Source organism: Streptomyces sp. NPDC044719 (assembly GCF_056433405.1).
The window spans coordinates 16455-29539 of sequence record NZ_JBWKHE010000016.1 but is presented as its reverse complement, the minus strand read 5'-3'; the positions used below and the strand labels follow the sequence as shown (position 1 = coordinate 29539).

13 protein-coding genes and 4 pseudogenes are annotated in these 13085 nt (G+C 68.6%); 9 read left to right on the top strand and 8 right to left on the bottom strand.

Annotation, left to right across the window (positions count from 1 at the left end):
• Window positions 1-165 precede the first annotated feature (165 nt).
• The 3 genes and pseudogenes from AC07DF_RS40185 to AC07DF_RS40175 all read right to left on the bottom strand — a co-directional run.
• Window positions 166-369 (bottom strand): annotated as a pseudogene (locus AC07DF_RS40185) (aldehyde dehydrogenase); the annotation flags it as partial.
• 40 nt (window positions 370-409) lie between these two features.
• The gene (locus tag AC07DF_RS40180; protein ID WP_478982353.1) at window positions 410-697 is read right to left on the bottom strand and encodes a S1 RNA-binding domain-containing protein; all 288 of its coding nucleotides are present in this window, start codon (window positions 695-697) and stop codon (window positions 410-412) included.
• Between the two features lie 92 nt (window positions 698-789).
• A complete protein-coding gene (locus AC07DF_RS40175; RefSeq protein WP_478982351.1) occupies window positions 790-1122 on the bottom strand; it encodes a hypothetical protein in 333 nt (110 codons plus the stop codon).
• A gap of 538 nt (window positions 1123-1660) precedes the next feature.
• On the opposite strand from AC07DF_RS40175, the gene AC07DF_RS40170 reads away from it, so the two are divergent.
• The gene (locus AC07DF_RS40170) at window positions 1661-2611 is read left to right on the top strand and encodes an RNA-binding protein (protein ID WP_478982349.1); all 951 of its coding nucleotides are present in this window, start codon (window positions 1661-1663) and stop codon (window positions 2609-2611) included.
• A gap of 439 nt (window positions 2612-3050) precedes the next feature.
• Here AC07DF_RS40170 and AC07DF_RS40165 read toward each other — a convergent pair whose 3' ends face one another.
• On the bottom strand, window positions 3051-3452 hold the full coding sequence (locus AC07DF_RS40165; RefSeq protein WP_478982347.1) for a DUF6223 family protein: 402 nt from the start codon (window positions 3450-3452) through the stop codon (window positions 3051-3053).
• A gap of 219 nt (window positions 3453-3671) precedes the next feature.
• Between AC07DF_RS40165 and AC07DF_RS40160 the strand changes: the two genes are divergently transcribed.
• Both AC07DF_RS40160 and AC07DF_RS40155 read left to right on the top strand, forming a co-directional pair.
• Window positions 3672-4796, top strand: coding sequence for a sensor histidine kinase (locus AC07DF_RS40160; protein ID WP_478982345.1), 1125 nt, complete (start codon window positions 3672-3674; stop codon window positions 4794-4796).
• Window positions 4793-5455, top strand: coding sequence for a response regulator (locus tag AC07DF_RS40155; RefSeq protein ID WP_478982343.1), 663 nt, complete (start codon window positions 4793-4795; stop codon window positions 5453-5455). The genes AC07DF_RS40160 and AC07DF_RS40155 overlap by 4 nt, the downstream gene beginning before the upstream one ends.
• Before the next feature lie 97 nt (window positions 5456-5552).
• Here the strand turns inward: AC07DF_RS40155 and AC07DF_RS40150 are convergent.
• Window positions 5553-6459 (bottom strand): annotated as a pseudogene (locus AC07DF_RS40150) (NAD(P)H-dependent flavin oxidoreductase).
• A gap of 208 nt (window positions 6460-6667) precedes the next feature.
• Between AC07DF_RS40150 and AC07DF_RS40145 the strand changes: the two are divergent.
• Both AC07DF_RS40145 and AC07DF_RS40140 read left to right on the top strand, forming a co-directional pair.
• Window positions 6668-6934: a hypothetical protein gene (locus AC07DF_RS40145; RefSeq protein ID WP_478982341.1), complete on the top strand. Its 267-nt coding sequence runs from the start codon at window positions 6668-6670 to the stop codon at window positions 6932-6934.
• Window positions 6897-7352 carry an HAD family hydrolase gene (locus tag AC07DF_RS40140; protein ID WP_478982471.1) on the top strand — a complete coding sequence of 152 codons (456 nt, stop codon included), beginning with the start codon at window positions 6897-6899 and terminating at the stop codon, window positions 7350-7352. The genes AC07DF_RS40145 and AC07DF_RS40140 overlap by 38 nt, the downstream gene beginning before the upstream one ends.
• Here AC07DF_RS40140 and AC07DF_RS40135 read toward each other — a convergent pair.
• A pseudogene (locus tag AC07DF_RS40135) lies at window positions 7309-7637 on the bottom strand (ATP-binding protein); the annotation flags it as partial. The gene AC07DF_RS40140 and the pseudogene AC07DF_RS40135 overlap by 44 nt on opposite strands.
• Window positions 7638-7640: 3 nt before the next feature.
• Between AC07DF_RS40135 and AC07DF_RS40130 the strand changes: the two are divergent.
• Window positions 7641-7879, top strand: a pseudogene (locus AC07DF_RS40130) (DUF1622 domain-containing protein); the annotation flags it as partial.
• A gap of 605 nt (window positions 7880-8484) precedes the next feature.
• Here the strand turns inward: AC07DF_RS40130 and AC07DF_RS40125 are convergent.
• On the bottom strand, window positions 8485-9507 hold the full coding sequence (locus AC07DF_RS40125; protein ID WP_478982339.1) for an alpha/beta hydrolase: 1023 nt from the start codon (window positions 9505-9507) through the stop codon (window positions 8485-8487).
• Between the two features lie 1038 nt (window positions 9508-10545).
• Here AC07DF_RS40125 and AC07DF_RS40120 point away from each other — a divergent pair.
• The 3 genes from AC07DF_RS40120 to AC07DF_RS40110 all read left to right on the top strand — a co-directional run bounded on the left by AC07DF_RS40120 (window position 10546) and on the right by AC07DF_RS40110 (window position 12317).
• Window positions 10546-10917, top strand: coding sequence for a hypothetical protein (locus tag AC07DF_RS40120; protein WP_478982337.1), 372 nt, complete (start codon window positions 10546-10548; stop codon window positions 10915-10917).
• Between the two features lie 77 nt (window positions 10918-10994).
• A complete protein-coding gene (locus AC07DF_RS40115; RefSeq protein ID WP_478982335.1) occupies window positions 10995-12035 on the top strand; it encodes a vWA domain-containing protein in 1041 nt (346 codons plus the stop codon).
• Between the two features lie 123 nt (window positions 12036-12158).
• On the top strand, window positions 12159-12317 hold the full coding sequence (locus AC07DF_RS40110; protein ID WP_478982333.1) for a hypothetical protein: 159 nt from the start codon (window positions 12159-12161) through the stop codon (window positions 12315-12317).
• 410 nt (window positions 12318-12727) lie between these two features.
• On the opposite strand, the gene AC07DF_RS40105 is transcribed toward AC07DF_RS40110, so the two are convergent.
• Window positions 12728-12850, bottom strand: coding sequence for a hypothetical protein (locus AC07DF_RS40105; RefSeq protein ID WP_478982331.1), 123 nt, complete (start codon window positions 12848-12850; stop codon window positions 12728-12730).
• Window positions 12851-13085: the final 235 nt, after the last annotated feature.

The following is a 13085-nucleotide window of genomic DNA, read 5'->3' as shown; positions in this document are numbered from 1 at the left end:
TCAGCCTCCGGCCGCACACCACCCACATCAGCGGCTCCGACGACGGCCGCCCTGGCCATCTCGGCGAAGTGTTGGCCCCCGCTTTGACTTAGGCCCTACCTCACGGCGCCGGTGACCGGTGATACGTGTGCTGCTCGGTCGTGGGTAGGACGACCGGGAGCCGTGTCACTCGTGGGCGTGGAGGACGACCTTGGTGTAGCCCTCGATCCGCCTGTCGAACTTGTCGTATGCCGTCGGCTCCTGGCGGTTGTAGCGCTTGACGTTGCGCTGACTCGTCCCCATCCGCAGAGACTTTTCGAGCATCTGTCCGCTCTAATCCATCGGCATGCCCTGCTCGGCCGACTCGTCCGGTCCGCCCGGGTCGCGCGGGTCGCGCGGGTCGCGCAGGACGTGCTTGTCGGCGCCGCGGTCACGCTTCTTGGGATGTGTCCGCTCCGCCGGCCGCGCACAGCCGCACCCGGTGACGCTGGAGATCGACCTCGGCGACCTTCACCGTGATCAGCTCGCCTTCATCGACAAGCTGTCCTGGAGTCTCGACCGGTTCGTCAGTCAGCTCTGAGAGGTGGAGGAACCCCACAACGTCGGGAGCCAGCTGCACGAACACCCCAAAGGTAATGATCTTGGTGATCGGCCCTGTGAGGAATCGGCCGACCTGATCCGCAAACTGAACGAGTGGATCTTCCTGTAGAGCCTTCAACGAGAGCGTGACCTGCCGGAGCGCGCCTCGGCAATGATCACCTCAGCGGTGATCCGCTGGCCGGCCTCAACTGGCTCGGAGGGGTGGTCGATTCAGCCCCACGTCCGGTCCGGCACCCGGATGAAGCCGGTGCACAGGCCGTCCGGTTCGCCATCGACGTGGACGAACACCCCGAAGTCGCGAACTGCGGAGACAGTCCCGGCGACGACCTGCCCTCGTTCCAAAGCGAGGCGGACGATCCGGTACTGGCCAGCGCCCTGTCCGTTCCCTACCTCGCCTTTGCCGAGCCTGGAACCCACGTCGGCCTCGCGGGGACGCCGCGATTGGCGGAAGCGGTCGACGCCCGCGTCGCTGACGGATCGGTGGAACGCTCGATGCTCCGTATCCGGGCAGGTCTGACGGTGGTCGCCGCGGCTGTCGAGCACGGATCGGCGCTATCGGCGGGCCAGCACCAACCGCTCGCAGGAATCAGCGAGATCGCCGGCGTCGGAACGCTTCCCTCGGTTCGCCGTCGCGGTCTCGCACTCGCGGTCACCGCGGAGCTGGTGGCCGACGCCCGGTCGCGTCTACATGCGACTCGGCTTCCGCAAGATCGGTACAGCTCTGATCGCCGAACCTGCCGAATGATCGACAGGTGGTGTACATATCTGCTCCAGGGAAGCTCGATTTCCGGGGACCACACGTGGACATATCGAAGAGAAACGCGCGAGCGAGTCGCCGGTGACTCGCTGTACGGCGGCTCGGAGGAGCTGTCTGCAAGGGGTGCGTCAGCGTGCCGGTCATGCGGAGGCAGGCTTCGCAGACGTCAGCGCGAAATCCCGGACTGTTGTGACAGCGGCGGAAAGGTGTACGCGCTCCTGCCGAGGAGGCTGACGGTGGAGGCCACGGCAGACACCCGGCAGGCGGTTGTCACGAACTACGCTGACCTCCCCCTTCCAACAGCCCAGCAGTTCAGGGAGCAGTGTGCCGCCATCCTTCGTCCACCGGATATCCAAATACAACCCCGCCGACCGCGACGAGCGAGGGCACTACAACGGCCCTGAGGACACGGTGAGCGACCATGGGCCGGTCGAAGCGGCCTGCTTGGAGGCGATCGCCGCCTTCGCGCAGGGATCGGGCGTGGACCGGCTGGAGATCCGTGAACCGGAGGTCACCGGTTTCGTCAACTTCGGCCTGGAGCCGCCGGTTGACGGACATGGCCTCGCTGGGCTGTTCCCTCCCGACCTCACGGGCTACTACGACGGTGCCAAGGTTTCAGTGCCGGTCGCCTTGGAGCTGGTCCGCGCCATGCTCCGCGAGCAGGGCGTCTGGTGCCGACTGGAGCAGCAGGGCTCGTTCACCGTGCACGTCGGATGGGATCAGTATCTATACGTCGGCCACGACCAGCCCTGCGAAGCAGCAGTCGCCCGGACCTGCGAGCTCGGCCTGTTCGCGGAACCGATCACGGCCTCCCCCTACGCCGCAGACCTTGAGAAATCAGAGGTGACACAGGCTGCGGACGAGGAGTTCTGGGAAGAAATACGCGCGGAACTGGCCGCCCCGCAGACGCTCCTCCTGGAGGAGACCTACCTCCGCAACGCCACCCGCTGGCACCGCCTCACCGAGAACAACCTCGATACCGTCCGCGCCGCGCTCGGCCCACGCGCACTCCTGGCCGTCTGGCCCGACCTCACCCCCGATGTCGATGCAGTCCTTGCCGAGCTGTCCGAAAACGAATCCGTGGACTTCGTCTGGGAGGCGCCGAACGGAACCATTCGCCACGTGACCGTCGACGAGACCCACCACCAACAGCTCACCACTTTGGTGGCGGGCGCCAGGGCGGCCTGCTCCCTGCCTTTGGCCCTCGACGAACGCCACCCACTTTTCCACGTTGCTCTACCGGACAGTGACGGCGTGCTGCGCGCCAGGTGGTGACCCGGTTCTCCATGTCCTGTCTACGGGGGCGGCCCAGCGCTGCTCCCTGGCTCCGTGGGTGATCCATCACTGTAACTACAGTCGAGCGGGGCATTGACCTTGGTGGTGTACGCGGGGGTCACTGTGGCCGTGCTCGCGGTGCGTGGGCCGAAGGGACTGGCGGGCGATGCGGCGCCGCTGGCCGAGGCGGTCCGGCAGGCCGGGTGCCGGGACTGGCCCCGGTGGTACAGATCGGTGCGGCTGTCGCCGCGTTCGGCTCACTGCTCGCCATCCTCGGTGGAGAGCGGGCGGCTGCTGACGGGCGGATCCGGACGCGGTCAGGGCAGGGGGGGCGATTTGTCGGGCGATTCGGGTGGCGGCGCACTGCATGCCAGGGGGTCGCCGTCGGCATGGCGGTGCCCGGCAGCGGGCCCCGAACACGCGCTCGCATGTGCGGCGGTCAGCCGGTCGGCTGGTCGGCGGGTGCGGTGGCGCGGGAGCGGGTCAGAGCAAGCCAGCCGAGGACGGTGGCGATGAGCCCCAGCACCAGGGCCAAAGCGCCGCCGACTACCCCATTGCCGGTGCCGGGGCCACCGTCGGCGAAGGCAAGATTCAGCGCACCGCCGACCGCGGCGATCCCTCCTGACGCCAGGGCCACGATGGCCCCCGTTCTCCCGCCGTTGCCGATACGGCGAGTGGAACGGGTCAGCGCCATCTTGCCGATGACCACGCCGGCCAGCCCCAGCAACGCGGCCAAGGTGGCCCAGAATCGCGCGGCGGTCAGGGTATAGGCATCGACGTCGGCCGCCTGGGCCGAGACGTACGCGACTGCCGGTACGACAACCGCAGATCGGACTGACATGAAGGTTCTCCTTCTCCTCCTGCGAATGGGTGCCTTGCGAGCTTGTCCGCCGGGCCCACCGCCGGTCGTCCAGCAGGTGCAGACATTTCGCGCTGCCGCCTATGCCGCAGCCTGCTACTGCGGACGCCGCAGGAGGCGCGGAAGTACTGCGTGTGCGGTAGCCGCCTGATCATCCGCAGGCCGGACTCCCCTGCGGCGGCACCCGATTAGGGTGCACGCATGAGCAACCAGCGGTTTGCTGTCGGGGCCGGTACCAGGGACTGGGGGATCGCCGTCGGTGTGGCGGCGGCGACCCTGGTGACCGGGCTGTCCGAGCAGCGCTCCGCGACGAGTCTCGACCTTCTGGGGTACGCACTGCTGGTGGCCGGCGGCCTGGCGCTGGCCGCACGCCGCCGGGCCCCGATTCCCGTCTTGGCCGTCACCGGACTGTGCACAGTTGGCCACCAGGCGGCCGGACTCGACGTGCCGGCCGTCGCGTACCTCTTCGCGGTGTACGCCGCGGTACGGGAGGGACACCGCACCCTCACGGTGGTGGCGAGTGTCATCATGCTGGCCGCTCTCCCGCTCGGGGCCCTGGTCTCCCTGCAGAACATGGGCGAGGCGTTCGCCCGGGCCCGGGGCGCCCTCGAGATCGCTTGGCTGATCGCGGCCGGTGCCGCGGGTGAAGCACTGCGGCAGGCGGAACGGCGGGCGGACGAGGCCGAGCGCACCCGGGAGGAGACCGCGCGGCGCCGGGCCGACGAGGAACGGCTGCACATCGCGCGGGAGCTGCACGACTCGCTCACGCACCAGATCTCGGTGGTCAAACTGCAGGCCGAAGTCGCCGTCCACGTGGCCCGCAAGCACGGCGAGCAGGTACCAGAAGCCCTGTTGGCCATCCAGGAGGCCGGCCGGGAGGCGTCCCGGGAGCTACGCGCGACCCTGGAGGCGCTCCGCGACGACGACACCACCCCGCCGCACGGTCTCGGCCACGTACCGGAGCTGGTGAAACAGGCGGGCACCAACGGACTGGAGACGACGCTGACGATCGAAGGACAGCGATGCGACGTGCCGGCTGCGGTGGAGCGGACCGCCTACCGCATCGTTCAGGAGTCCCTCACCAACGTCGCCCGGCATGCGGCCGCCACCATGGCCTCGGTCCGGATCGACTACCGCCCGGACGTCCTCGCCATACGCGTCGACGACGACGGCAGGGCCAGGGCGGACAGCCCCCCGCTGCCCGGCATCGGCTTGCTCGGGATGCACGAACGCGTCACCGCCCTCGGCGGCCACCTGCGCGCCGAGCCTCGCGACGGGGGCGGCTTCACCGTCCAAGCCGAGCTCCCCGTCGCGCGAACGCCATGATCCGTGTCCTGCTGGTCGACGACCAGCCCCTCATTCGCAGCGGGTTCCGCGCACTCCTCGACCTCGAGGATGACATCGAGGTGGTGGCTGAGGCCGCCGACGGCAAGGAAGGCCTGGCTCTGGTCAGGCAGCACCTGCCCGACGTCGTGCTCCTCGACATCCAGATGCCGGTCGTCGACGGCATCGAGGCAACCCGGCGCATCGCCGCGGACCCGACCCTGAACCGGGTGCACGTCGTCATCCTGACCAACTACGGCATGGACGAGTACGTGTTCAACGCGCTGCGCGTCGGCGCCGCCGGTTTCCTGGTGAAGGACATCCTGCCGCAGGACCTCCTCCACGCCGTCCGCGTCGCCGCACGCGGTGACGCCCTCCTGGCACCGTCGATCACCCGCAAGCTGATCAACCGTTACATCAGCCAGCCGCCCCACCCGGGTGCCGACGCGGGGCTGGAGGAGCTGACCAACCGCGAACGCGAAGCCGTGGTCCTGGTCGCCCATGGCCTGTCCAACGACCAAGTCGCCGACCGCATGGTGATCAGCCCGCTGACCGCAAAGACCCACATCAATCGGGCCATGGTCAAGGTCCACGCCCGTGACCGAGCCCACCTCGTGGTCCTCGCCTACGAATCCGGCCTGGTAGCCCCACGCGACTGCTGACGCGCGTGCCCCGTGCGGCCTTCCCCTGGGGGGATCTCCAGATCCTCAGCGTCTCTGTCCATCCCAACGACGACCGTTCGCGTGAGTAGCGGCCGTGTCATCCTTCCGCGGCGAGGCGGGTGAGGGTCTGAGTGGCGGGTTCGGCGCGGGCCTGGCGGTGGCCGGTGCCGGCCCACAGATGGATCAGGTCGGTGTCGCCCGCGGTGGTGGCGGGCCCTACGCAGCGGGGCGGCGAGGTGATGGAGGGCCGGGTAGCCGAGCGGGGCGAGGGGTTCGTAGGTGTCGGTGAAGCGGTTGCGCAGGGCCCGGGCGGGGCGGCCGGTGAAGGCCCGGGTCAGCATGGTGTCCGTGAAGGCCGGGTCGCTCAGGGCGGCCTTGTGCGGTGCGGAGGCACCGCTCTCATGGGTACGCAGCAGGACCGTGCCGACCATGGCGGCGTGGGCGCCGGCGCGCCGGGCGGGCGGTGTCGGCGGGGGTGGCATGCCGCCGGCGGCGATCACGGGCAGCGGGACGGTGTGCCGTACGTCGCTGACCAGGTCGGGCAGCGGGATCGAGACGAGCGTGCGGGTGGGGGTGAGGGTGGCGGCGTGGCCGCCAGCTGCGGGGGCCTGACGATCAGCAGGTCCGCGCCGGTCTCGGCCGCGGTGAGGGCCTCGGCCGGGGTGGTGACGGTCTGGGCGATGAGGCTGCCTGCGTCCTGCAGCGCCCGGACGGCCTCCGGGTGGGGCAGGGCGAAGGTGAAGGAGACGATCGGGACCGGGTTCTCCAGGAGCAGGTCGAGTTTGTCCTCCCAGGCGTCGTCGTCTTCGGTAACGGTGTCGGCCGGCAGGGTGAGTTGGTAGCGGCCTGCCTCCGGCTGGAGAGCTTGTAACCACCGGCGAGGAAGCCGAGGCCACCGGCGCGGGCGGTGGCGGTGACGAGAGCGGGGGTGCTGGCGCCGCCCGCCATGGGGGGGCGGCCCAGACGGGCAGATCGGTGGTGAGCTCGGTCAGGTCGCGGTCCATGGCGGAACTCCCGCGGGAGGGCGGTCGGGGTTTCGGTCGGCCTGCGTGCACAGGGCGAGAGGGTGCTTGGCATCGACACTTTTCGACAGCCCCGGATGACAGCGTGATTTGGCCCCACTTGGCGATCTGCGTGCCATGATCTGACAACGGGAATTGGCCCCACCTTGGCGAGCGGACGGGGTCGGATCGGGCAGGCTGTGGGAGGCGGGTGTCTGTGCAGCGGTTGGCACTGTTTGATCTGGATGACACCCTGGTCGACCGGCAGCTCGCATTTTCTGTGTGGGCCTCGGAGTTCGCTGACGAGAACGACCTCGGAGACGAGGCGCCGCATTGGCTGATCGCCGCGGACGGGCTGGGAGCCGGGCCCCGGGATCAGTTCTTTCGCGACGTGCGGGAACACTTCGCCCTGACGCAGGCGGCTGAGGAGCCGCGCCCGGATGCCGGACCTTGTCCGGTGCGACCCGCAGGCGCTTGAAGGTCTATCTCAGTTGCGGTCGTCGGGCTGGCGGGTGGGCATCGTCAGCAACGGCATGGCCGACAACCAGCTCAGGAAGATCGAGCGGACAGGGCTGAGCGAGCGGGTCGACGCCTGCTGTGTCTCTGGCGACGTCGGTATCCGCAAACCGGCTGTCCGGATCTTCCAACTGGCCGCTGAACGGTGTGGTCGGGACTTGGCCGACGGCGGATGGATGATCGGTGACAATCCCGACCACGACATCGCGGGCGGCCGGGCGGCTGGATTGCGGACGGTGTGGGTCGGCGGACAACGTCCTTGGCCAGGCGGCAAGGTGCGGGCGGATGAAACGGTTGTGGACGCTGCGGCGGCGATCGGTCTTCTGCTCGATGGGTCTTGGTGTGTGCAAGGCGGTAGGAGTCGGTGCTGGTCTCGATGATGTTGCCGCCGAAGGTGAGCCGGTCCACGATGGCAGCGAAGAGTCTCGGGTCGGTGAAGGTCTTTGTCCAGCCGCCGAACGATTCGTTGGAAGCGATGGCCACGGACGCCTTTTCCTCCCTCTCGGTTAACACCTGGAACAGCAGTTCGGCGCCGCGTCGGTCGAGTTCCATGTAGCCCAGTTCGTCGATCGCGAGGAGGTCGACGCGGCCGTAGCGGGCGATGGTCTTGGTCAGCTGACGTTCGTCCGCGGCTCGACGAGTTCGTTGACGAGCTTGGCGGCGAGCACAGCCGGATCCGGCTGGCCCTCGGCCGGTTCCTGGCCTTCGGTCTTGAGTTCCACTCGCCGGAGACATCCTGCGGACCGCCATCGCCCCTTCCTTCACCGAGATCGGCCAGCTGGCCGCGATCGCCGCGATCCGGACCGGCCTGAACTACGTTCTCGGCCGGGAGATCGAACAGGAGCGCCGGGAGCTCGAGCGACTCTCCCCTCAGGCCGGTCCGGCGACCCCGGAAACCGCCCCGTGACCGGGCTGATGACGCAGGCCGCCGTTCTGATCACGGCGTTCGGACTCGTCAGCGCGGTCTGCGCGGGCCTCCGGCTCCGCCGGGTGCAGTCCAGCATGGCGGTGCTGACGATTTGGCGCACGGGCGCAACGGGCTCGCGCGCCTCGCCGACCGCGCCCTCGCAGGCATGCCCGGCACCCACACCGGTGACGCCGACGTCACCGTCACCCTTCACCACGCCCAGCCCGCACCCAACAGCGGTGCCTGGCTGGAGATCGTCGAAATCTCGGCCCACTCCCCCACCGGAACTCATCTGGTTCGCGGCATCATGGACGACCTGGACGAAGGCCTCTCCGTTGTGCCGTTCCACGGCCTCGGCGACTATCGGCTGCGCCTCCACGCTCGCGGACAGGACACCGCCGTCGCCTTGCCCCCCACGAGGCCACCGAGCGGTACCTCATCCAGGCCTGCTGGCCTGCCCGGCACCCGCCCACGACGAACGATGAACTGCAGGAACACGGGCAGGGGTTCAAAATCGGCCCAGCCCAGCAGCTCCCGGTCCACGCGCCCGCAGCCGGTACGGGCCCAGCGCGGTGCGCGGGTGCGTGCAGTCAGCCGGGCCCGGGTTACCGGCGCCGGCGGCCGTGCAGGGCGTCCAGCAGCATCGGCAGTGCGTGCCGCAGTTCGCGGTACCCGTAGGTTCCGGTGTGGGTCCCGGAGTAGAAATGCGTGGTCACCGGCGCTCTCAGTGCTTTGAGGCGGTTGCTCAGCATTCGGGCCTCTTCCGCACAGACGGCTTCGGTGATGGAGACGACGTCCTTGTCCGCCAGCGCGACCCACTTCTCGGTGCCCGGGATGTGCGGATCGGGGTCTTCCCCGTCGAGGGGTCCTGGGGTTCCGTCGCCCGAGGCGAGGTAGACGGGCGTGTGACGCAGGCCCTCGGCGTGGCGGAAAGGGTCCCAGTCCAGCCATACCTGCCACTGCTCCCACGGATCCCCGAAGATCGCGTAGCCGTCCACTCCCACGAATTTCGCGCCGGACAGCCACATCTCAGGGTGCCGGACCGGGTGCACGGGTGACCCGAACGCGGCGACTGCGCTGAACATGCCGGGGAGCCGGGCAGCCATCCCCAGGGCCCCGAAGCCCCCTTGCGACTCGCCGGCCACCGCTCTGCGCGTCCCGGCACCGTACTCTCGTTCCACCAGGGGCACGACCTCGCGCAGGAAGTACGTGCGTACCCTGGGCGGGCCTTGCTTGCCGTGGTTCCACCAGTCGGTCCAGAAGCCGAACAGCGGCATGCCCGGCATGACGACCAGGACGTCGCGCAGTTCGGCGAGCTCATGCACTCGGAACATCGTCGTCCATGTGGTGTGGTCGCCGTCGCCGCCCGCCAGCAGGTAGAGGGTGGGCCAGCGGTCACCGGGTCCGCGACGGTCCCAGCCACGGGGGACGAGCAGGGCCACACGGCCGGGACCGCCCAGAGCCGGGGAGTCGATGGTCAGCTCGATCAGCCGCTCGGCCAAGCGCCGCTCCGCGAGGACCCGGCCCGTGGCCTTGGCAGGTGCTGTCCCCAGGAGAGATGCTCCGCCGGCGGTCAGCAGGGCCGCGCCGGTGAGCACCGTGCGGCGTCGTGCGTACGAGTCTGGCATACCCCCGTCTATCGGCCGACGTCCCCCAAGCCTTGAGCTCGCCGTAGAGACCTACCACCAGCGGCACACAAGAAAGGGACGGCCCCCTTCTTGGGCAGGTCCAGCACCGTCAGGGCCCGGTCCTGTGCCGCGGGCAGCCGGGACAAGTGCGGCGCCGGTCAGGGACGTTGGAGCACTACAGACATAAGTTGTGCAGCGGCACCGGGCGGCCGAAGGCCTTGCCGCGCTCGCGTCACACTGCGGTGACGGCCGGGCCTTGAGCCGGGCGGGCATCACGACGGCAGCCTTGCCCCGTAACAAGCTCCTGGACCAGCCTAACGACGCCCCCGTCCAGGCCAACCACATCAGCGAACGCGACCAGCCCACGGTCCGCCCCAGCATGTGGGTCTCGCTCTCAGCCCGTGATGGCGCAGAGCGCCACACCGCAGCCGCCTGGCAGCCTGGTCACCAGAGTGGAGCTGAGAGGTCCTCAGGGCCCATGTGGGCGGATCGAGAACGGGAACGAGGTGAAGCTGGGGAGGTTCCTGGTGAGCGGCAGACCGCCGGGCCAAGCGCACCGCAGACCCACCCGTGCCAACAGCAGGACGATCATTCGATCCGGCCGAGGGCAAGCCTGAGGAACGCAGCGCCGCGTTGATCAAGAGGTAGGGCCGCTCCCCTATCGCCGGGGCGTAGTCGAAGTCCGGCATCACTTCGACGTCGAAGATGCTGTCGGCTGCGCGGCCTTCAGCATCGCGGGCCTCGACACTGGGGCTCGAGGTTCAGCCGTTCCGTGAAGCCGTTGAGCACAGTGACCTGGACCGTTACCGCCTTGTCGCCGGGCGTGTGGCCGGCTGCCGCGTCGGATGGACGGGAGTGAGAGCGCCGTCCCGACGACAGCCGGGGCGCGCGGGATCCCCTCGGCGGTCGGCGGCCTTCGGTGAGGGAGGGGTACGGCGTCCGCCGCCGGCCGCTCGCTGAGGACACCGATGGTCACAGTAGGGCTCCTTCACGACCTCGGGTGGTGCCGAACCCGTCATTCCGTGGTGCAGTCGGGCCATGGCCTCACCGTCCACGGACGACCCGTACTCCGATGCGCCTCCCAGAAGCGAACGCCCTTCTCGGCTGATCGACATCGCCGTCGCCCTGCTCTTCCTGGTCGCGGACGTGGTCATCGTCGTCGCCGCCGGGCTGCTGTTCTTCATCGTCGGCATGGGGAGCGCGCAGCCGCCGCACTCGGTGCAGCCCGCGCGCTCCCGGGACGTCCCCGTACTGACGTGGCTCGTCGTCTGGGGCGTTCCGGCCGTGGCGGCGACCAGCGCCGTCGTGCACGCCCGTCTACGGATGCCCGTCACCGCCGTCGTGCAGAGCTTGTTCACCCTCGCCTGCACGCTGCTGGCCGTGGCCTGGACGCGCATGTTGCTGTCATGAGGCCGCCGGACCAAGATCGATTGTCAGTGGTGGGTGAGAGGATCGGAGCATCGAGTCGGAACAAAGGGGGAGCTGTGATGACCGGAACCCAGAATTACATCAACCACGTTGCTCTAGTACTGGATGCCAGCTCGTCCATGTCGCACCTGAGCCGAAAGGTTGTCGAGGTCGCCGACCAGCAGATCGCCTATCTCGCCCGCCGTTCGAGGGAATTGGACCAGGAAACTCGCGTCACGGTGTACGTCTTCGCCGACAAGGTGGATTGCGTCATCTACGACAAGGACGTGCTGCGCATGCCGTCGCTGAAGCAGCTGTACCGTACCGGTGGAATGACGGCGCTCCTGGCGGCCGCACTGAAGTCGCAGCGGGAGCTGGCGCAGACCGCGCAACTGTACGGCGACCACAGCTTTTTGACATTCGTGCTCACCGACGGCCAGGAGAACGCGAGCCACCGGTGCCGGGATTTCTCCGCGCAGGATCCACGCCAACTGGTCCAGGCCGTGGCCGAGATGATCGCGACGCAGCAGGACAACTGGACGCTGGCCGTCCTGGTGCCCGACCAGATGGGCAAGCGCGAGGCCATGCAGTGCGGTTTCCCCAAGGACAACATCGCCATATGGGACGCCACCAGCACACAGGGCCTTGAGGAGGCCGGGCAGGTCATCCAGCAGGCCACGGAGAACTTCATGATGGGCCGCGCCCAGGGCATTCGGGGATCGCGCGCGGTGTTCTCCACCGGCGCGGACGCGGTCAATGAGAACACCATCAAGGCAGCCGGCCTCAGTCCGGTCGATCCGTCGAAGTATCAATTGATCCCGGTCTCTCGCGACGCGGCCATCAGGGAATGGGTCATCGAATGCGGACACGCCTACCGGACCGGTGGGGCCTTCTACCAGCTGAGCAAATCGGAGAAGATCCAGGCGCGGAAGCAGATCGCGGTCTTGGAGAAGAAGACGGACCGCGTGTACACGGGACCCGAAGCCCGGGCTCTACTCGGCCTGCCCGACACGGAAGTTCGCGTCAAGCCGGACCACAACGACCACTTCACCATCTTCGTGCAGAGCACCAGCGTCAATCGGAAGCTCGTGCCCCATACACGGCTGCTGCTCATGATCTGACTTCGATGCATGCTGTGTAACTCGCCACCGTGCAGCGGTGCGGAGGCCAGCACTCTGGTCCCGGTCCCGGCGGCCGCCGGGACCGGGACCCGGCCGGGCGGGGTCTAGACCGTCGACCTCACCATGCGCTGTGCAGTGGTCGCCATGGCGGCCGCATCTTCGGCAGTGGTGCAGGACCCGGGCGTGGGCCTGGGCCTGGGCCTGGGCCTGGGCCTGGGCCTGGGCCTGCCGGACGGGGTTCCCTGCTGCGTCGGCCGCACGTCGAGCGCCACCTGTTGCTGAGCTTCACACCGGGCGGGCAGCTCCGCCCTGGGCTAGGCAGCCATAGACGTGGCCCCCGCCCAGCCCTGGTCCGGGTGGGCGGCCGTACTGGTACGGCCCAACGGGCCACCGGTTCGTGGATGAATCCGTGTCCTTGCCGTTGTGGTTGTGGACGCCAGGCCGAGCGCGGTGTGGTGGAACCAGGTCGAACCCAGCTTGGTGCGCTCGGAGTTGTCGGTGCCGACAGTTTCGTGTTGGAGCCGTTCTTACCGGTCAGCTCGCGGGCGCGCTGCATGGAGGCGATGCGGTTGTTGCCAGCTCCGTCGAGGTCGAAGACGACGGTACGGCCGGTGTGGTCATTGGCCTGCCACTGGCCGGCGTCCGACTTGACCAGGTCGCCCCACCTGCAGGTAACGCTCCCAGGCCTGCCATCAGCGCTGCGACGGCTTGTCGGTGCCCGCCAGCATCAGGTTGCCGTTGGAGACGGTCGCCCGCGTCACCAGCGCGTCGTTCAAGCGGGTGTCCACAATCCGGTGCGAGGGCACATCACCCATCGCCCTGACCTTCCGGCAGGTATGGCCGCAGCTGTCACCTGCTCGAATTCCCCGGCCACCCCAGGACCCGATCAGCACGCGCCACATCACCCGGCTCGCCACTCACCACAATCACCCGCGACGGATTGTGACGGAACAGATCGATAGAGCAGCCACCTGCTCAAAAACCTGACCCGTGCTCACCAAGCCCGCGAACCTGACCGCGTCCCAGACACCGACGCACCCCTGATAGATG

Bases quoted from the DNA above. Each gene is read 5' to 3' on its own strand.
- AC07DF_RS40165 (WP_478982347.1), bottom strand. From the start codon at position 3,452: ATGTCAGTCCGATCTGCGGTTGTCGTACCGGCAGTCGCGTACGTCTCG.
- AC07DF_RS40160 (WP_478982345.1), top strand. From the start codon at position 3,672: ATGAGCAACCAGCGGTTTGCTGTCGGGGCCGGTACCAGGGACTGGGGG.
- AC07DF_RS40155 (WP_478982343.1), top strand. From the start codon at position 4,793: ATGATCCGTGTCCTGCTGGTCGACGACCAGCCCCTCATTCGCAGCGGG.
- AC07DF_RS40140 (WP_478982471.1), top strand. From the start codon at position 6,897: ATGCCGGACCTTGTCCGGTGCGACCCGCAGGCGCTTGAAGGTCTATCT.
- AC07DF_RS40125 (WP_478982339.1), bottom strand. From the start codon at position 9,507: ATGCCAGACTCGTACGCACGACGCCGCACGGTGCTCACCGGCGCGGCC.
- AC07DF_RS40120 (WP_478982337.1), top strand. From the start codon at position 10,546: ATGGCCTCACCGTCCACGGACGACCCGTACTCCGATGCGCCTCCCAGA.
- AC07DF_RS40115 (WP_478982335.1), top strand. From the start codon at position 10,995: ATGACCGGAACCCAGAATTACATCAACCACGTTGCTCTAGTACTGGAT.
- AC07DF_RS40110 (WP_478982333.1), top strand. From the start codon at position 12,159: ATGCGCTGTGCAGTGGTCGCCATGGCGGCCGCATCTTCGGCAGTGGTG.
- AC07DF_RS40105 (WP_478982331.1), bottom strand. From the start codon at position 12,850: ATGGGTGATGTGCCCTCGCACCGGATTGTGGACACCCGCTTGAACGAC.